The organism is Tessaracoccus luoxuelianae (assembly GCF_055326245.1).
This window is the reverse complement of sequence record NZ_JBUZNO010000002.1, coordinates 294,095-312,578: the sequence shown is the minus strand read 5'-3', so window position 1 is coordinate 312,578 and position 18,484 is coordinate 294,095. Positions and strand designations below refer to the sequence as shown.

Annotated in this window: 18 protein-coding genes; 13 read left to right on the top strand and 5 right to left on the bottom strand. The window is 70.7% G+C overall.

Annotation, left to right across the window (positions count from 1 at the left end; genetic code table 11):
- Positions 1-48 precede the first annotated feature (48 nt).
- The 6 genes from ACZK39_RS04135 to pgm all read left to right on the top strand — a co-directional run bounded on the left by ACZK39_RS04135 (position 49) and on the right by pgm (position 10,715).
- On the top strand, positions 49-825 hold the full coding sequence (locus ACZK39_RS04135; protein ID WP_463612591.1) for an NUDIX hydrolase: 777 nt from the start codon (positions 49-51) through the stop codon (positions 823-825).
- A gap of 144 nt (positions 826-969) precedes the next feature.
- On the top strand, positions 970-3,765 hold the full coding sequence (locus ACZK39_RS04130) for a cation-translocating P-type ATPase (protein WP_463612590.1): 2,796 nt from the start codon (positions 970-972) through the stop codon (positions 3,763-3,765).
- A 35-nt stretch (positions 3,766-3,800) separates the two neighbouring features.
- Complete coding sequence (gene treY / locus ACZK39_RS04125; protein WP_463612589.1) at positions 3,801-6,332, top strand: malto-oligosyltrehalose synthase; 2,532 nt, start codon at positions 3,801-3,803, stop codon at positions 6,330-6,332.
- A complete protein-coding gene (treZ, locus tag ACZK39_RS04120; RefSeq protein ID WP_463612588.1) occupies positions 6,329-8,047 on the top strand; it encodes a malto-oligosyltrehalose trehalohydrolase in 1,719 nt (572 codons plus the stop codon). The genes treY and treZ overlap by 4 nt, the downstream gene beginning before the upstream one ends.
- A gap of 32 nt (positions 8,048-8,079) precedes the next feature.
- A complete protein-coding gene (locus ACZK39_RS04115; RefSeq protein WP_463612587.1) occupies positions 8,080-8,985 on the top strand; it encodes a tetratricopeptide repeat protein in 906 nt (301 codons plus the stop codon).
- A 110-nt stretch (positions 8,986-9,095) separates the two neighbouring features.
- Positions 9,096-10,715, top strand: a complete 1,620-nt coding sequence (gene pgm / locus ACZK39_RS04110; protein WP_182799856.1) for a phosphoglucomutase (alpha-D-glucose-1,6-bisphosphate-dependent) — start codon at positions 9,096-9,098, stop codon at positions 10,713-10,715.
- 15 nt (positions 10,716-10,730) lie between these two features.
- Here the strand turns inward: pgm and ACZK39_RS04105 are convergent, their stop codons facing one another.
- Both ACZK39_RS04105 and ACZK39_RS04100 read right to left on the bottom strand, forming a co-directional pair.
- Complete coding sequence (locus ACZK39_RS04105) at positions 10,731-11,312, bottom strand: PH domain-containing protein (RefSeq protein WP_182799855.1); 582 nt, start codon at positions 11,310-11,312, stop codon at positions 10,731-10,733.
- Position 11,313: 1 nt separating this feature from the next.
- Positions 11,314-11,469 carry a hypothetical protein gene (locus ACZK39_RS04100; RefSeq protein WP_182784089.1) on the bottom strand — a complete coding sequence of 52 codons (156 nt, stop codon included), beginning with the start codon at positions 11,467-11,469 and terminating at the stop codon, positions 11,314-11,316.
- A gap of 132 nt (positions 11,470-11,601) precedes the next feature.
- Between ACZK39_RS04100 and mce the strand changes: the two genes are divergently transcribed.
- From mce to ACZK39_RS04070, 6 genes are all read left to right on the top strand, one after another.
- A complete protein-coding gene (mce, locus tag ACZK39_RS04095) occupies positions 11,602-12,051 on the top strand; it encodes a methylmalonyl-CoA epimerase (RefSeq protein WP_182784091.1) in 450 nt (149 codons plus the stop codon).
- Positions 12,052-12,161: 110 nt separating this feature from the next.
- A complete protein-coding gene (locus ACZK39_RS04090) occupies positions 12,162-13,232 on the top strand; it encodes a DivIVA domain-containing protein (RefSeq protein WP_463612586.1) in 1,071 nt (356 codons plus the stop codon).
- On the top strand, positions 13,229-14,455 hold the full coding sequence (locus ACZK39_RS04085; RefSeq protein WP_463612585.1) for an AI-2E family transporter: 1,227 nt from the start codon (positions 13,229-13,231) through the stop codon (positions 14,453-14,455). Before ACZK39_RS04090 ends, ACZK39_RS04085 begins: the two co-directional genes overlap by 4 nt.
- A gap of 20 nt (positions 14,456-14,475) precedes the next feature.
- Positions 14,476-15,171, top strand: coding sequence for an endonuclease NucS (gene nucS / locus ACZK39_RS04080; protein WP_463612584.1), 696 nt, complete (start codon positions 14,476-14,478; stop codon positions 15,169-15,171).
- Positions 15,171-15,446: an Rv1322 family protein gene (locus tag ACZK39_RS04075; protein WP_182784098.1), complete on the top strand. Its 276-nt coding sequence runs from the start codon at positions 15,171-15,173 to the stop codon at positions 15,444-15,446. Before nucS ends, ACZK39_RS04075 begins: the two co-directional genes overlap by 1 nt.
- A complete protein-coding gene (locus tag ACZK39_RS04070; protein WP_370585800.1) occupies positions 15,443-16,243 on the top strand; it encodes an alpha/beta fold hydrolase in 801 nt (266 codons plus the stop codon). The genes ACZK39_RS04075 and ACZK39_RS04070 overlap by 4 nt, the downstream gene beginning before the upstream one ends.
- On the opposite strand, the gene ACZK39_RS04065 is transcribed toward ACZK39_RS04070, so the two are convergent.
- On the bottom strand, positions 16,226-16,915 hold the full coding sequence (locus tag ACZK39_RS04065; RefSeq protein ID WP_463612583.1) for a peptidylprolyl isomerase: 690 nt from the start codon (positions 16,913-16,915) through the stop codon (positions 16,226-16,228). The two genes, ACZK39_RS04070 and ACZK39_RS04065, sit on opposite strands and share 18 nt — an antisense overlap.
- Between ACZK39_RS04065 and ACZK39_RS04060 the strand changes: the two genes are divergently transcribed.
- On the top strand, positions 16,914-17,522 hold the full coding sequence (locus tag ACZK39_RS04060; protein WP_463612582.1) for a cob(I)yrinic acid a,c-diamide adenosyltransferase: 609 nt from the start codon (positions 16,914-16,916) through the stop codon (positions 17,520-17,522). The genes ACZK39_RS04065 and ACZK39_RS04060 overlap by 2 nt on opposite strands.
- On the opposite strand, the gene ACZK39_RS04055 is transcribed toward ACZK39_RS04060, so the two are convergent.
- Both ACZK39_RS04055 and ACZK39_RS04050 read right to left on the bottom strand, forming a co-directional pair.
- On the bottom strand, positions 17,519-17,980 hold the full coding sequence (locus ACZK39_RS04055) for a DUF2550 domain-containing protein (RefSeq protein WP_463612581.1): 462 nt from the start codon (positions 17,978-17,980) through the stop codon (positions 17,519-17,521). The two genes, ACZK39_RS04060 and ACZK39_RS04055, sit on opposite strands and share 4 nt — an antisense overlap.
- Before the next feature lie 96 nt (positions 17,981-18,076).
- Complete coding sequence (locus ACZK39_RS04050; RefSeq protein ID WP_463612580.1) at positions 18,077-18,484, bottom strand: F0F1 ATP synthase subunit epsilon; 408 nt, start codon at positions 18,482-18,484, stop codon at positions 18,077-18,079.

Sequence of the window (18,484 nt, the reverse complement as noted above, 5' to 3'; positions counted from 1 at the left end):
GGTGCCCCCGTGTCGCGTGGCGCGGGACCCACCGGGTACGGTCGTGACGTGAGCGACTTCAAGGTGTCGGTGGACATCGTCGGCGGCGTCGGCACCCTGCGGTGGGCCGAGCAGGAGGTCGACGTGGACACACTGCGCCGCGCGCTCTCACTGGCCGCCGACGACGCCATCCTCGCGCACGAGCTGCGCCGGTTGCAGGTGGAGTTGCCGGAGTGGGACACGGCCGCGCGGGTGGCCCTCCACCGCTGCGGCTTCCGCCTGGAGGGGCGGCTGCGCTCCGCCGTCGAGCCAGAACCAGGCGTCTTCCGCGACATCCTCATCTACTCGCGCCTCGCCGTGGACACGGTCTACGGCCCGCACGGGTTCTCCGGGGTCCTGGACTCCATACTTCCCACCAAGCGGGTGATCTCCCACGCCCTGTTCCGCGACGAGCAGGGCCTGGTGCTCCTGCTCGAGACCTCCTACAAGGAGGACTGGGAGCTCCCCGGCGGCGTGGTGGAGCCGCACGAGACGCCCCGCGCCGGGGGCGAGCGGGAGACGATGGAGGAGTTGGGCATCGAGGTCACGTTCGGGCAGCCGTTGCTGACCGACTGGATGCCGCCCTACCTTGGGTGGTCGGACGCGGTGGAGTTCATCTTCGACGGCGGGGTCCTGGCGCCGGAGGTCGCGGCCGAGCTGGGCACCGACGACCGGGAGATCCGCGCCATCCACTGGGTGGAGCCTGGGGACGTGCACCTCCACGTGACGGAGTTGTCCGCGCGGAGGATCGCCCTGATGCTGACGGGCTACCGCGGCATGACCGAGAACGGCCACCCTGTCCCCTGAGGACTCGCGAACTTCGCTGGCTGAGGTTCGAGGAGCGCAGCGACGAGACTCGAAGCCTAGAAAGCGCAACGTCGTCCGCTCAAGTCTCTCAGGCTTCGAGGCCGCTCCGCGGCACCTCAGCCAACGGGGGGGAACAATGGGGCTATGCCCCTCGCGACCCGCGACGTCACCCTCCTTCCCTCCGACGAGGTGGCCCTCGCCCTGAGCGTGGACCCGTCGGTGGGGCTGAGCCCCGCCGAGGTGGCCGCCCGCCAGGACCTGTACGGGCGCAACGAGCTGCGGGCCACTCCCCCAGAGCGGGCCTGGCGCCGGTTCCTGCGCCAGTTCGCCGACCCCCTCATCTACCTCCTGCTGGCCGCCATCGTCATCTCGATCATCGCCTGGGTGGTGGAGGGCGGCACCGGGCTGCCCGTGGACGCGATCGTCATCGCGGTCATCGTGGTGGCCAACGCCGTCATCGGCTTCGTCCAGGAGAATCGGGCCGAACGCGCCGTCGCCGCCCTGGCCGGCATGACCGCCACCCGCGCCACCGTGCTGCGCGACGGACTCCTCGCCTCCGTCCCCTCCGCGGAGCTGGTCCCCGGGGACGTGCTCGTCCTCGCCGAGGGCGACGCCGTGGGCGCGGACTCCCGCCTCCTCACCGCCACGTCCCTCCTCACGCAGGAGGCCTCGTTGACCGGCGAATCGGAGGCCACCCAGAAGGACCCGGCCGCCCTCCCGGAGCCCGCGGCCATCGGCGACCGCCGCAACATGGTGTTCAAGGGCACCTCCGTGGCCCGCGGCGTGGGCCGCGCGGTGGTCACCACCACCGGCATGGACACCGAAATGGGGCGCATCGCCACCCTGCTGGACGAGACCCAGGCCGAGCCCAGCCCGCTGCAGGCGGAGATCGGCAGGATCTCCCAGACGCTAGGACTGCTGGTGGTCGGGATAGCCGTGGTGGTGATGCTCACCACCGCCCTGGTCAACCGGGTCAACACACTCGAGGGCGCCGTCGAGATCCTGCTGATGGGCGTCTCGCTGGCCGTGGCCGCCGTCCCGGAGGGCCTGCCCGCGATCCTGTCGCTCGTGCTCGCCATCGGGGTTCAGGCCATGGCGCGCCGCAACGCGGTGATGAAGGACCTCCACTCGGTGGAGACGCTGGGGTCGGTCTCAGTGATCTGCTCGGACAAGACCGGCACCCTCACCCGCAACGAGATGACGCTGCGCGAGGTGGTGACGGCCTCCGGCAGGGTCACCCTCGGCGGCACCGGGTACACCCCCGTGGGCGAGGTGCTGGTGGAGGGCGACGTCGAACCAACCCTGGACGAGGCCCGACGGGCGCTGGTGGCCGGGTCCGTGGCCAACGACGCCCAGCTCACCCACCTGGAGGGCTCGTGGCAGATCCAGGGCGACCCGACGGAAGCCGCGTTCCTCGTCGGCGCCCGGAAGCTCGACGGCGCCGCCGAACTCATCTCGGGCCACGCGCGCACCGGCGAGGTGCCGTTCACGTCCGAGCGCAAGATGATGTCGGTGCTCAGCACGCACCCGTCGCGGGGCCACGTGCTCTACGCCAAGGGGGCCCCGGACGTGCTGCTGGAGCGCTGCACCGACGAACAGGTGGGCGAGGACACCACCCCGCTCACGCCGGCCCGGCGCGACGAGCTGGCTCACACGATCGAGGAGCTTGGGGCCGAGGGCTATCGCACCCTGGGCGTGGCGTGGCGCGGCGCCACCGCCGCCGAGTCGCACACCTTCGGCGAGTCCGCCGAGCGCAACCTCACCTTCCTCGGCGTCGTCGCCCTGCTGGACCCACCGCGCGAGGAGGCCGCCGCGGCCATCGCCGAGGCTCACCGGGCCGGCATCCGCACGGTGATGATCACCGGGGATCACCCCGTCACCGCGGCCAGGATCGCGGCGGACCTGGGCATCTCGGGCACCGACAGCCCCGTCGTGGTCACCGGTCGCCAGGTCGACGAATCCGACGACGAGGAGCTGGCGCGCGCCGCCGTCGACGCCCGCGTGTACGCGCGGGTGGCCCCCGAACACAAGTTGCGGGTGGTCGACGCGCTGCAGGCCGGACGGCACATCGTGGCGATGACCGGCGACGGCGTCAACGACGCGCCGGCGCTGAAGTCCGCGGACATCGGCGTGGCGATGGGCATCACCGGCACCGCCGTCACGAAGGAAGCCGGGCAGATGATCCTGGGCGACGACAACTACGCCACGATCGTGGCCGCGGTCCGCCAGGGACGGGTCATCTTCGACAACATCCGCAAGTTCATGCGCTACCTGCTGAGCTCCAACATGGGCGAGATCGCCACCGTGTTCCTGGGCGTGACGCTGGGTGGCGTCATCGGCCTGGCGGACCCGTCGGCGCCGGGCGCCGCGGTGGTTCCCCTGCTGGCCACGCAGATCCTGTGGATCAACCTGGTCACGGACTCGGGTCCGGCGTTGGCGATGGGGGTGGATCCGGAGATCGACGACGTGATGGGCCGCCCGCCGCGGCGGTTCGACGAACGCATCATCGACCGCCACATGTGGCAGCGCATCCTCGTCATCGGCGCCCTCATGGGCCTGCTCACCCTGGTGGCTTACGACCTCACCCTGCCCGGGGGGCTGATCGGCGGCCTCGAGCACCTGGCGCCCGCCGGAGGCGAGCTCGACCTGGCCCGGACCACCGTGTTCACCTCGTTGGTGGTGATGCAGCTGGCCAACGCGCTCAACAGCCGCTCGGACAAGGCGAGCATCGTCGATCACCTCTTCACCAACGCCTGGCTGTGGCTCTCGCTGGCCGGCGCGCTCCTGGCGCAGGTTGCGGTGGTCTACCTTCCGGTGCTGCAGAACGCCTTCGGCACGGCGTCGCTCGGTTGGGCGCACTGGGGTGTCGCGGCCGGGGCCGGGCTGGTGGTGATCCTCGTCGAGGAGGCGGTCAAGGCGGTGCGCAGGAGGCGCGGCTGATCGACTCCGGCGGCGTGGCCTTCTAGGCTGGGGGTGTGACAGCCACCCCAGCCTCCACGTACAGACTCCAACTGAACGCGTCCTTCACGTTCGACGACGCCGCGGCGCAGGTGCCGTACCTGGCCTCACTGGGGGTGACCCACCTGTTCTGCTCCCCCATCCTGCAGGCGGCCCCCGGGTCGGTGCACGGCTACGACGTCGTCGACCACGCCCGCGTCTCCACGGAGACCGGGGGCGAGGAGGGCTTCCGGCGCCTCGCCGCTGCCGCGCGCGAACACGGGTTGGGCATCGTCGTCGACGTGGTACCCAACCACATGGCGGTGCCCACCCCGCTGTGGCTGAACCGGGCGCTGTGGGACGTGCTGCGCACGGGGCCGGAGTCCGAGTTCGCCGGCTGGTTCGACATCGACGTGAGCCGCTCCCGGGCCATCCTGATGCCGATGCTGGGTCGCCGGATCGGCGACGAGCTGGCCGAGGGCACCATCGAGGTGGTAGAGCGGGAGATCGACGGCGGCACGGAGACAGTGGTGGCCTACCACGATCACGTCTTCCCCATCCGGCCCGGCACCGAGGACCTCCCCCTGGACGAGCTGCTGGATCAGCAGTGGTACCGGCTCGCGTACTGGAAGGTGGGCAACGAGGAGCTGAACTACCGCCGCTTCTTCGACGTGGACACCCTCGCCGCCATCCGGGTGGAGGACCAGTCCGTCTTCGACGCCAGCCACGCCCTGCTGCTTCGCCTCTACGACGAGGGCCTGATCGACGGCTTCCGGATCGACCACCCCGACGGGTTGGCCACGCCGCGCGGCTACCTGCAGAAGCTGCACCGCGCCACCGGCGGCTGCTGGGTGGTGGTGGAGAAGATCCTGGAGCCACACGAGACCCTGCCCGCCGGCTCCCGCTGCGCCGGCACCACGGGCTACGACGCGCTGCTGCGGGTAGACGGCCTGTTCCACGATCCGGCGCAGCTGCCCCGCCTCAACGACCTGTGGGAGCGGGTGGCCGGCAACGAGGGCTGGTTCGGGGCCATGCTGCTGCGCGCCAAGGACGAGGTGGTGCGCACCATGCTGTTCGCCGAGGTGAACCGGCTGGTCTCCATCGCGGTGGCCGTGTGCGAGGCCGACGTCCGGCTGCGCGACCACACCCGCCGCCAGCTGGACCGCGCCATCCGGGCGCTCCTGGTGTCGATGGACCGCTACCGCGCCTACGTGGAGCCGGGCCTCCCCGCGCCACCCGAGGAGCGTGCCGTCATCCTGGAGGCGGCCGACCGCGCCCGCCCCCAGCTCGACGACGACGAGCAGGCCACCCTGGACCTCATCGTCGCGCTGGCCTGCGGCGACACCAGGCCGGGCGTGCCGGGTGGTGCCGAGGACCTACCCACCGTCGGCTCCGGGTCCGTCACCACGGAGCTGCCTGCCGAGGGGCACGGGGTCGCGGAGCTGCGCGCCGAGTTCATGGTCCGCTTCGCCCAGACCTGCGGGCCGGTGATGGCCAAGTCCAAGGAGGACACCGCCTTCTACCGCTGGAACCGGTTCGTCGGCGTCAACGAGGTGGGCAGCGAGCCCACGCTGGTGGGCGTCTCCGTCGACGCGTTCCACAGCTTCTGCGAGGACCTGAGCGGCACCTGGCCCTCCACCATGACCACCCTGTCCACGCACGACACCAAGCGATCGGAGGACGTCCGCGCACGCCTGGCCGCGCTCCTGGAGCACGCGAAGGAATGGGAGGCGTGCGTCGCGGAGCTGCGGTCGGCCACCGAAACGCAGCGCTCCGGCGTCGACGGCGCCACCGAGCTGCTGCTCTGGCAGACCCTGGCCGCCACCTGGCGGCTGCCCGGCACCACCGCCGGCGCGGCGCCCATCACGGCCGAACGGCTCGATGGCTACCTCACCAAGGCGATGCGCGAGGCGAAGCTGCACACCACCTGGCCGTCCCCGGATCCCGCCTACGAGCAGGCGGTGCTCGGGCTGGCGCACGCCGTGCTCGCCGACGAGCGCTGCGGCGCCGCCCTGGATGCCTTCACCGCCACCGTCGCCGAGTCGGTGCGCTGCGTGGTGCTCGGTGCCAAGCTGATCCAGCTCGCCATGCCGGGCGTCCCGGACGTCTACCAGGGGTGCGAGATCGTGGACCTCTCGCTCGTGGACCCGGACAACCGCCGCGCCGTGGACTACGTCGCGCGCGCAGACCTGCTCGCCGCCGTCGACGGCTCCGCGCAGCAGAGCCTGGACGCGGAGAAGCTGCTCGTCACCAGCCGGGCGCTGCGGCTGCGCCGGGACCTCCCGGACGCGTTCCGTGGCGAGTCCGCCACCTACTCGCCGGTGCCCAGCACCAGCGGCCACGCCGTCGCGTTCGCCCGGGGGGTGCGCGACGGTGGTGTCGCGGCGGTCGCGGTGGCCACGCGCCTCCCGGCGCTGCTGGCGGAGCGGGGCGGATGGGGCGAGCATCAGGTGATCCTGCCTGAGGCGCCGTTCGTGGATGCGCTGACCGGGCGCGAGTTCCCGGGCGGCTCCACCTCCCTGGCCGAGGTGCTGGCCACCCTCCCCGTCGCGCTGCTGGTGGCCCGATGAGGCCGGAGGTGTGGGCCCCGCTGGCCCGCGAGGTGGCGATGGTGACGACGTCCGGCGAGCACCAGATGGTGCGTCGCGGCGACGGCTGGTTCGCCGCGGAGGTCGATCTTGCCCCCGGGGAGCGCTACGCGTTCCGCCTCGACGGCGGCCCGCCGCTCCCGGACCCGCGGGCCCTGTGGCTGCCCGACGGCGTCCACGCCCCCTCAGCCGTGGTGGACCCGTCGCTGCTCCAGCGCGCCACGACGTGGACGGGGCTGGACCTGCGCGGCGCCGTGCTCTACGAGCTGCACGCGGGCACCTTCACCGAGGCCGGCACCTTCGACGCGGCGATCGAACGGCTTGATCACCTCGTGGGGCTGGGCATCGAGGCCGTGGAGCTGATGCCGGTGGCGGCGGCCCCCGGGGGTCGCGGCTGGGGCTACGACGGGGTGGCGTTGTACGCCGCCGACGAGAACTACGGCGGCCTCGCCGGGCTGGTGCGGCTGGTCGACGCCTGCCACGATCGCGGGCTCGGCGTGGTGCTGGACGTGGTGCACAACCACTTCGGCCCCGAGGGCAACTACCTCAGCCTCTTCGGGCCCTACTTCACGGATCAGCACACCACCCCCTGGGGCGACGCGGTCAACCTGGACGGGGAGGGCAGCGCGGAGGTCCGCCGGTTCCTCCTGGACTCGGCCCGGCACTGGCTGGTCGACGTCGGCGTGGACGGGCTGCGGCTGGACGCGGTGCACGCGCTGGAGGACAACTCCGAGGAGCACTTCCTCGCGGAGCTGTCCCTCAACGTGGCCAGGTGGGCGGATGAGACCGGTCGGCCGCTGAGCCTGATCGCCGAGTCGGACCTCAATCAGCCCTCCATGATGGCCCCTGCCGGGTCCGGTACCTGGGCGGCAGGCATGGACGCGCAGTGGGCAGATGACGTGCATCACGCGCTGCACAGCTTTTTCTCCGGCGAGCAGCAGGGCTACTACGTGGACTTCGGGTCCGCCCAGGTCCTCGCCAAGGCGCTCACCCGGGTCTTCGTCCACGACGGCGCCCTGTCCACCTACCGCGGCCAGGAGTGGGGCGCGCCGGTGGATCCGGACAGCCCCCACTACGACGGGCACTCCTTCGTGGTGTTCCTGCAGAACCACGACCAGGTGGGCAACCGGGCGGTGGGCGACCGATTCGCCCAGCACGCCTCGGCGGACCTGCAGGCGGCCGCCGCGGCCCTCTACCTGCTCGGACCGTTCACGCCGATGCTGTTCATGGGCGAGGAATGGGCCGCCTCCACCCCCTTCCCCTACTTCAGCCACCTCGGCCCGGAGCTGGGCCCCTTCGTGACGGAGGGCCGGGCCCGCGAGTTCGAGGCCACGGGGTGGTCGGTGCCCACGCCGGACCCGCAGGCCGAGGAGACCTGGCGCTCGGCGGTGCTCCGCTGGGATGAGCGGAGCGAGCCAGCGCACGCGAGGATGCTGCGCTGGTACCGGCGGCTCCTGCAGCTGCGCCGCACCGAGCCCGGCGTCGGCTCCCCGGACCTCAGCGCCACGCGGGTGGAGATCATCGACGACGACACCGTGGTCCTGCACCGCGGCAACGTGCGGGTGGCTGCCACCCGGGGCGCCGGCCGCGACGTGGAACTCGGTGGGCGCCTGCTCGCCTCGTGGGACGACGGCGCGGACCTGGGCGGGGGCCGGTACCGGCTGCGCGGACCTGGCGCGGTGATCGCCGTCAGTTGAACGAGGCCGGGTGTGCGGCCAAGATGGGGGCCATGACTGATGCCAACTTCTCGCGCCCCGGCGCCGTGGACCTCTCCGCCCTCTCCCAGCCCGCGCGCCCCAGCAGCAGCGGCGGCGGCTACGTCACCCAGGTGTCGGAGGCGGACTTCCAGGGCCTGGCGGCGATGTCGGCCCAGCATCCGGTCATCCTCGAGTTCCACTCCCCGCGAGACCCCAACGGCCAGGCGGTCTCCGCCGCGCTGGCAGAGCTGGTCAACGCCGCAGGCGGCCGATTCCTGCTGGGCCGGGTCGACGTGGACGCAGAGCCTCGCCTGGCCCAGGCCCTCCAGATCCAGGCCGTGCCCACCGTCGTGGCGGTCATCGGCGGCCAGATGGCGCCGCTGTTCCAGGGCACCAAGTCCCGCGAGGAGATCTCGGCGGTGCTGGACCAGATCGCCCAGCTCGCCGTCGCCAACGGGATGACGGGGCGCGCCCAGCCCGTGTCCGGTGCCCCGGCCGCCGAGGGTGCGCCCGCCGCGCCGGTCGCGAACCCGCGCTTCGCGAAGGCCGACGCCGCGCTGGAGGCCGGGGACTACGCGGCCGCCGTGCGCGAGTTCGACGTCCTGCTGAAGGAGACCCCTGGCGACGCCGAGGTGATCGCCGGGCGCGCCCAATCAGCTCTGTTGGATCGCAGCGCCTCGTTCGACCCGGCCGCCATCGTGGAGCGTGCCAACGCCAACCCAGAGGATCTCGCCGCCCAGCTCGACGCGGCGGATCTTGAGATCATCAGCGGCCGCTACCCGGAGGCCTTCGACCGGCTGCTCGGGCTGGCCGCGCAATCCGGCCCCGAGGACCGCGACACCATCCGCGTGCGGCTCCTGGAGCTGTTCGAGGTGGTGGGCCGCACTGATCCCGCAGTCCTCAAGGCCCGTCGCAGGCTGGCCACGGTCCTGTTCTGACCTGACTCAGCGCCAGGCGATGCCGGGCGAGCGGTGCCACGGCCAGCCCACCAGGACCCACCCCAGGGCAACCGCATGCAACCCGGCCTTCGGGGTGGAAGGATGGGCCCATGGCACATGAGCGAGCCGGCCAGCCGGCCCAGGAACAGGACCTCATCAACGTCGACGAGCTACTCGCCGCGTATTACGACCGCACCCCGGACCCCACCAACCCAGACCAGATGGTGGTCTTCGGCACCTCCGGGCACCGCGGATCGTCGCTGGACACCGCCTTCCAGGACCTCCACATCGCGGCCACCACGCAGGCCATCGTCGAATACCGCGCCGAACAGGGCACCACCGGCCCCCTGTTCATCGGGAAGGACACCCACGCCCTCTCACTGCCCGCGTGGAAGACGGCCATCGAGGTGCTTGGCGCCAACGGCGTCGAGATCTGCGCCGAGCGCGAGGACGAGTACACGCCCACGCCCGCGGTGTCGCGGGCGATCATCCGCTACAACCGCCTCAACTCGGCCAAGGCCGACGGCATCGTCGTCACCCCCTCGCACAACCCGCCTCGCGACGGCGGCTTCAAGTACAACCCGCCCACCGGGGGCCCCGCGGACTCGGACGCCACCTCGGTGATCGCCGCCCGCGCCAACGAGCTGATGGGCGATCCCTCCGGCATCCGCCGGGGAAGCTACGGGTCCACGGAGGTCAACCGGTACGACTACCGGACCCCCTACTGCCAGGAGTTGTCCACCGCCATCGACTTCGACGCCATCAAGGCCTCCGGGCTGGTGCACGGGGCAGACCCCATGGGCGGGGCGTCGGTGCAGTACTGGGAGCACCTCGCCGAGATGGGCCTGCCCATCACGGTGGTCAACCCGCGGGTGGATCCCCGGTGGAGCTTCATGACGCTGGACACCGACGGCAAGATCCGGATGGACTGCTCCTCCCCCAACGCGATGGCCTCGCTGGTGGCGCAGCGCGACTCATTCAGCGTCGCCACGGGCAACGACGCGGACTCCGACCGCCACGGCATCGTCACCCCGGACCACGGACTGATGAACCCCAACGCCTTCCTGGCGGTGGCGATCAACTACCTGTTCGCACATCGCCCGGGGTGGGCGGCCGACGCCGGCATCGGCAAGACCCTGGTGTCGTCGTCGATCATCGACAAGGTGGCAGCCAAGCTCGGCCGCCGCCTCGTGGAGGTGCCGGTGGGCTTCAAGTGGTTCGTGCCCGGCCTGATGGACGGCTCGATCGGCTTCGGTGGCGAAGAGTCGGCCGGGGCGTCGTTCCTGGCCATGGATGGCTCCACGTGGACCACGGACAAGGACGGTCTGCTGCTGGCGTTGCTGGCCTCCGAGATCATCGCGGTCACCGGCAAGACCCCCTCGCAGCACTACGCCGAGCTGGAGGCCGAGTTCGGCCGCTCGTACTACGCCCGCGTGGACGCCGACGCCAGCCGCGAGCAGAAGGCGCGGCTGGGCCACCTCGGCGCTTCGGACGTCACGGTCACCGAGCTGGCCGGTGAGCAGATCACCGCGGTGCTCTCCCACGCACCGGGCAACGGCGCGGCCATCGGCGGCATCAAGGTGACCACGGACAGCGCCTGGTTCGCCGCGCGCCCGTCCGGCACGGAGGACAAGTACAAGATCTACGCCGAATCCCTCAAGAGCGCAGACCACCTGATCGAGGTCCAGCAGGCCGCCAAGGCGCTGGTGGACCAGGCTCTGGCAGGCTGAGACGGGCGGACCCGGTCAGACGCCGTCGGCCTCGTTGGGGCTGTCGAGGCTGACCGGGTCCATGTTCAGCACGGCGGTGTCCATCCGCATGGTCTGCCGCAGCCCCGAGCGCTGGATGACCCGCTGGATGGTGAGGTCGCGGCTGTCCGGGTCCCCCACATAGCGGATCTCGCGCAAGCCCTGGCCCTGGGCGGCGGACTCGAACACGAAGTGGCCGTAGCCGAGCAGCTGCCCCACCAGGGAGCGGTACATCGAGATGTCGAGGATGCGGGTCATCGGCATCGTGGCCAGGGACCTGTCGAACACGCCGTGCACTCGGAACACCCGCATGTTGGTGATGACGAATCGGTCCATGTGCGCCACATGCACCTTCCACAGCCCGGTGCTGAGGGTGCCCAACGCGAGTATCACTGGCACCCAGTAGAGGCTGCCGGCGCCGATCGCCGAGATGAACAACGGGATGCTGAGGCTGGCGAGCGCGTACCACCAGATCGTCGCGGCCCAGTGCTTGCGCACCTCGTCGATGATCACCTCGCCCTCGTCCACCAGAAGGTGACCCTGGACGTCCGGCTCAACCAGGCTGCGGAAGAAGTTCACCTCATGCGGCCAGCGAGGTGAAGAAGACTCCGATCGCCTCGAATGCACCGAAGAACGACTTGACCGCCTCTGCGGCGGCCTCAGGGCGGGTGAACAGGTAGAACAGCACGAAGGCGGCCACCAATACCAACAGGGCCTTCTTCAGCCAACCAAGCACGGCGTCCTCCTCGCGTCGTCAGCTGCCAGTGTGCCGCACGCACCGAAGGGCCCCGTCGCGACGCGCCGAAGCAGCCGAGTCTTCCCCGACCCCCACCGCCCGCGGCGGCCGCCGGTGTGAAAAACTGGCGGCATGGACAACACTGACCTCTTCATCTGCATCGATCACGTCGGCCTGGCCGTCCCGGACCTCGACGAGGCCGTCAAGTTCCACACCGAGACCTTCGGGTGGCGCGAGCTGCACCGCGAGGTCAACGAGGAGCAGGGCGTGGCCGAGGCCATGATGGGCACCGGCGAGCAGGGCGAGGAGAACGGCAAGATCCAGCTGTTGGCCCCCCTCAACGAGAACTCGACCATCGCCAAGTACCTGGCCAAGAACGGCCCCGGCATGCAGCAGCTGGCCTACCGCGTGGCGGACCTGGACCACGTCTCCGAGGTTCTCAAGGAGCGCGGCATGCGCCTCCTGTTCCCGGAGGCCAAGCGCGGGACCGGCGGGTCGCGGATCAACTTCGTGCACCCCAAGGACGCCCGCGGGGTGCTGCTCGAGCTCGTCGAGCTGCCCAAGGAACCGGCCGCGCACTGAGTTCGCGCGGATTGAATGACGAGGGCCGGGTGAGCGCACCCGGCCCTCGCCCGTCTTCCGGAGCGACTAGGCTCGGACGTGACGATCCCCCGTCGAGGAGAGGAGTGCCGGTGTCCACACCGAGAAGCGACTTCGAGAGCGAAGAGACCGGTCTCAACCTGTTCGACGACCGGGCCACCGCGGCGGGGAGCTTCCCCCACTCGATGCTCGGCTACGACAAGCATGCGGTGGACACCTACGTGCGCGAAGTGGAGACCTCGGTCAGCCAGCTGAAGATGCAGGTGCGCGAACGCACCCGCGAAATCGCGTTCATCAAGGCTGAGCAGGGCACCACGGACTTCACCCGCCTCGGCGCGCACGCCACCGGGCTCCTGCGCTCGGCGGAGGCGCAGGCCGGAGACATCGTCAACTCCGCGCAGCAGGAGGCCGAACGGATCAAGACCGAGGCCCGCCGGACGGCCGCGGCGCTGCGCGAGTCGGCGCAGCAGGAGGCCGACGACGTGCGCCTCACCGGCCTGGCCGGGCTCCGGGAACTGCGCCAGCAGCAGGCCGACGCCGGCAAGTCCACCTTGGAGATGGCCCGCCGCGACGCGGACATGATGATCGCCGACGCCCGGCTGAAGGCCAAGGCCATCCTGGACGCGGCCTCCCTGCAGGCCGCCACACAGCTGGAGGCTGCCACCATCGAGGGCGCGCGCCGCGCCCAGGACGCCTCACGCGCCGCCACCGAGATCAAGCTGGCCGCCGAGAAGGCCGCCGAGGAGACCCTGGCGGCTGCGTCGCGCACCGCTCGCGAGGCCGAAGAGTCGGTCACGGACCGGCTCGCGCAGGCGGACGCGGAGACGGCAGCCGCGGACAACCGGGTGACCGAAGCACGCGAGGAGGCCCAGCGGATCCGCGCCGAGGCGGTCGCGTCGGCGGAGTCCATCCGCCTGGGTGCAACGAGGCAGAGCGAGGAGACGTTGGCCACCATGCGCGCCCGCGCCCTCGACGCCGAAACCGCCCTGGAGGAGAAGCTGGCCTGGCGCAAGGAGCAGCTGGAGCGCGACATCGCCACCCTGGAAAGCCGCCGCGCCACCGCCCTGGCCCAGCTCAGCAACCTGAGGGCGCTGGCCGAGGAGTCCGCCCGCTTCGAGGAGGAGCTCACAGCCGTGATCCAGAAGGACAACCCACCCCAGTGACCGAACCACCCGCAGACGGGGAGGAGCAGGCGAACGAGGCCGTGGCCCCGGCGCCCACACCCGCGGCCAGACGGCGCAGTCTCCTGGGGCGGGGCGTGCGCCTCGTCGCCCGCGGCACCCGCACCCTGCTCACCCCAACCCCGGAGCCCGTGGTGGTGCCGGTGCCGCCGGCGCCCGTGGACCCGCTCGCCCGCTCCCCCTGGCCCTCGCCGTTCGTGTTCGGATTCATGGGCGCCCTCGGCGTCCTGATGGCGGTGGCGCTCGCCCAAGCCGTCATCACCGTCCAGAGCGTCCTCATTCTCGTCGTGATGGCGCTCTTCCTGGCGCTCGGGCTGAGCCCCGCCGTCGAGTTCCTCACCAGGAGGCGGATCCCCAGACCCTTCGCGGTGACCATCGTGACCATCGCGCTGCTGGCCGTCATAGCGCTGGGCGTGACAGCCCTGGTCCCGGTGCTCACCCAGCAGACCGCCGCGCTGACGAGGAACCTGCCGACGCTGCTGCAGAACCTGGCCCGTCACCCGCAGATCGCACAGTGGGAGGAGCAGTACGACATCACGCAGACCATCACGGACTTCTTCTCCTCGGGCGCGCTCATCAACAACCTCTTCGGCGGGCTGTGGGGGGCGGGGCGGCTGGTGGCCAACCTCGTCTTCTCGGTCATCGTCACGCTGGTGCTGACCATCTACTTCCTCGCCTCCCTCCCCACCATCAAGGAGACGCTCTACACCTTCTCCCCGGGGAGCCGTCGCGCCCGCACCCGGTATCTCGCCGACGAGATCTTCAGGGGCGTCTCCGGCTACATCACGGGAATGTTCGTCATCGTCTCAGTGGCCTCCATCTGCGCCTTCGTGTTCATGAACTTCGCCGGCCTCGGCAGCTACTCGCTGGCCCTCGCGTTCGTGGTGGCCCTGTTCTGCTTCATCCCCCTGGTGGGCTCGTCGCTTGCTATGGCATCCGTGGCCATCGTGGCGTTCGCGGTGGACCCCACCATCGGCATCGCCACCATCATCTACTTCCTCATCTACCAGCAGTTCGACGCCTACGTCCTCTACCCCAATGTGCTGAAGCGCACCGTCCGGATTCCAGGGGCGCTGGTGGTCCTGTCCGCCATCATCGGCGGCATGCTGTTCGGGGTGATCGGGGCCGTGATCGCCATCCCGACCACGGCCGCGATGCTGCTGCTCTACCGCGAGATCGTGCAGCCGGCGCTGGACGCCGCCTGAGATCACGCTATGTTGGCCCCGTGCGTTTGGTGGTAGCGAAGTGTCAGGTGGACTACGTCGGAAGGTTGACGGCCCACCTCCCGATGGCGACCCGGCTGATCCTCGTCAAGGCGGACGGCTCGGTGTCGGTGCACGCCGATGATCGCGCCTACAAGCCCCTCAACTGGATGAGCCCGCCCTGCACGCTCGTCGTCGATGAGCCGGACGCGGAGTCCGCGGCCTCGCTCGGCGTCACGCAGGTGTGGCAGGTCCGCGCCAAGGACGGAGACACCCTGCGCATCGCGCTCGCCGAGGTGTTCCACGACTCGGCCCACGAGCTCGGGATCGACCCAGGCCTGCAGAAGGACGGCGTCGAGGCACACCTGCAGGCGTTGCTGGCCGAGCATCCCGCCACCCTGGGAGACGGGCTGCAGCTCATCCAGCGGGAGTACCTCACCCCCATAGGCCCGGTGGACCTGCTGCTGCGCGACGAGCGGGGAGGCTACGTGGCGGTGGAGGTGAAGCGGCGCGGCGAGATCGACGGCGTCGAGCAGCTCACCCGCTACCTCGAGCTGATGAACCGGGACCCCCACCTCGCGCCGGTGCGCGGGATCTTCGCCGGGCAGCAGATCAAGCCGCAGGCGCGCACCCTGGCGGCGGACCGCAACATCGAGTGGCGCCTCATCGACTACGACGTGCTCCGCGGCCTGGACAACGCCGAGGAGCGGCTGTTCTGATGGCCCGGCGCCCGTCGAAGCACCTCCGCGCGCCGCGGCCCCTGCTGTCGGGTGGCGCGCAGCGCCGCGAGCGACGACGTGGCACGGACTACATCGTCCGCGACGTGCCCGCGCACCGCGCGGGCAAGGAGTACCGCTGCCCCGGCTGTGAGCAGCGGATCCAGCCCAGCACGGCGCACGTGGTGGCCTGGCCGGACACCCCGCCACTGGGCGCAGATTCAGGGCTGGAGGTCCGTCGCCATTGGCACACGCACTGCTGGGGGCTGAACAGGTGACCCTGCACGAGATGGTCGTCGGCTCGGGGCCTGTGGAGGCCGTGTTCCTGCACGGCCTGTTCGGTCAGGGCAAGAACTTCGGCACCGTCGCCGCCCGGTTGGGCGACATCGCCACCTGCCACCTCGTCGATCTACCCAACCACGGGCGCTCCGCGTGGACCGAGGAGTTCACCCTGGACGGACAGGCCGAGGTGGTCGCGGACTGGCTGGCGCACCGGTTCGACGGCCCGGTGGCGCTGATCGGGCACTCCCTCGGCGGGAAGGTGGCGATGCGGCTGGCGCTGACCCGCGGCGAGCTGGTGGACCGCCTCATGGTGCTGGACATCTCGCCGGCCCGCAATGTCGCGGCGGCCACCTTCGTCAACCTGGTGGCAGCCCTGCGCACGCTGGACATGGACTCCCTGACCAGCCGCGCCCAGGCCGACGAGGAGCTGGCCGAACTCATCCCGGACGTCGTGGTGCGTCGATTCCTCCTGCAGAACCTGCGGCACAAGGGCGCGCACTGGTCGTGGCAGGCCAACCTGGACCTGCTGGGCGATTCCCTGCACACCGTGGGAGGGTGGCCGGCCATCGACGCCACGTTCGACGGCCCGGTGCTGTGGGTCAACGGAGGCCGCTCCCCCTACGTGCTGCCCGAGCACCTGGAACCGATGCGCCGCCTGTTCCCCCGCGTCCTGCAGCTCACGCTCAAGCGCGCCGGGCACTGGGTGCACTCGGACGACCCGGACGGCTTCGTGACGGTGGTGCGGCACTTCCTCACCGACTACGGTGACGCGGCCTCAGCCCAGCGTGACTGACTCGATCCTCGCCTCGGCGTTGGGCGAAGTCTGATCCGTGCCGTCGACGCCCTGCGCCGCGATCCCCGCCACCACGTCGAGGCCTTCCTGGTCCATGGTGCCGAAGACGGTGTACTCGGGCGGCAGCGGCGTGTCCGCCCACACCAGGAAGAACTGGGAGCCGCCGGTGTCCGGCGGCTGACGCTTGGCCATCGCGACGGTGCCCGCCGGATAGGTGGGCGCCGGGTCCAACTCGTCCGGGATCGTGTAGCCCGGACCGCCGGTGCCCGTGGCGGTGGGATCCCCGCACTGGAGGATGAAGATGCCGTAGTCGACGAGCCGATGACACTGGGTCTCGTCGAAGTAGCCCTGCTCTGCCAGCGACACGAACGAGTTGACGGTGCAGGGGGCCTTCGCGCGGTCCAGAGTCAGGTCCACGTCCCCGGCGGTGAGGTGCAGCGTGAGGCCGACGGTGCCCTGATCCGGGACGTTCTCACCCACCGGCGGGTCGACGGGGCGCGCCGGGTCACCGTCCGAGGGGTACTCGCAGGTCACTCCGGTGGCTGCCTGCACTGATCCTGGGTTGGACTCGTTGGCGTTCTGGCAGGCGCTGAGAGACAGCAGCGCCGCAACGGTCAGCAGCGGGAGGGGTGGGATGCGCACGGATGACAGCTTGGCATAGATTGGGGCCATGGTCACCCTCTCGAAGATCTACACACGCACCGGCGACGCCGGCACCACCCGCCTCTCCGACAACTCGGAGGTGTCCAAGACTGACCTCCGCGTGGAGGCCTACGGACACGTCGACGAGGCCAACTCCGCCATCGGCGTCGCGGTGGCCACCGGGGGCCTTCCGATGCGGCTCCAGGAGATGCTGGCGCTGATCAGCAACGAGCTGTTCGACGTGGGTGCGGACCTGTCCACGCCGCTCAACCCAGCACCCCCCTGGCCTCCGCTGCGGATCGAGCAGCCCTCGGTGGACAGGCTGGAGGCCTTCTGCGACGAGCTGCAGGAGGACCTACCGGTGCTGCGCAGCTTCATCCTCCCCGGCGGCACCCCGGCCGGCGCCCAGCTGCACGTGGCCCGCACCGTGGCCAGGAGGGCCGAGCGCGCCGCCTGGCGGTGTGTGGAGCGCCACGGGACGGCCGCCGACGGCGGAGTGAACCTGCTGGCCATCACGTACCTCAACCGGCTCTCGGACCTGTTGTTCATCATGTCCCGCGCGGCCAACGGCACGGCCGGTGAGATCCTGTGGGTGCCCGGAACGGACCGGGTCAAGCCGGGAGACACAGCCAGCTAAAAGGGCGAGTCCGCGCTCGCGGGGAAGTAGTGGCTCCCTGGCGGGGCGGACTCCAGCCAGCTCATCAGCGCGAGCACCTCGTCGCTGGCCATGGCCAGGGTGTGCACATGGGAGGAACTGCGGTCCTTCACCGTCACGATCACGGAGTTGTCGAACAGCGCGATCAGCTCGATACCCTCCGGTGTGCGCTGGTGCAGGTAGGCCGTGCCCGCGCGCTGGAGGACGAGCTTGGGGTGCAGGCTGAACGAGAAGGACCTGAACCACTCCAGGCTCTCGCCCCGGAAACGGGCCATCCCCAGCACCCAACCCACGCCGGGAGCATCGTCGCGGACCCGATGCGCACAGTCAAAGAGGCCACCCTGGCCAGTGAGCCAGCGGCGGCGGAGGTAGAGAAGCACGAACGGCAGCAGGACGATGGCGATGACGATCAGGGTCGTCATGGCGAACTGCCACACCATCGGTGCCTCCCTCTCCTCCCAGGTTCTGACCCCGGTATGCGCTCAGGGCAGCTCCCCTGGTGCGGAGAGCCGCCCTGAGCGGTTCGACTGTGTGGGCTACGTGGTTGCCCTTTCACCGGCACGGATCTGCGCCTGCAGGATGCGCAGGTGGTGCAGTTCGTCGTCGTCGGCTTCACCCTGCATCGCCTTGGCCTCCAGGGTGGACGCCTCGCGGCGGGCCTCCTCAAGGCCTACCTCATGCCCGAGCCTCGCCAACTGACTGAGCACCGACACCCTCCCGTTGGCGACGGAGATGAATCCACCGTCGACGGCGAGGGACTCGCTCCTGCCGTCTGCCGTGACGATCTCCACCACACACGGCACCAGCACCGCCAGGAACGGCTCGTGCCCGGGGAGGATGCCGACGTCACCCTCGACAGTCCGCGCGATGATGTTGACCGCCTGGCCGGACCAGACCAGACGGTCTGCCGCCACGACCTCGACGTGGAGCGGGGGTCGGGCCAC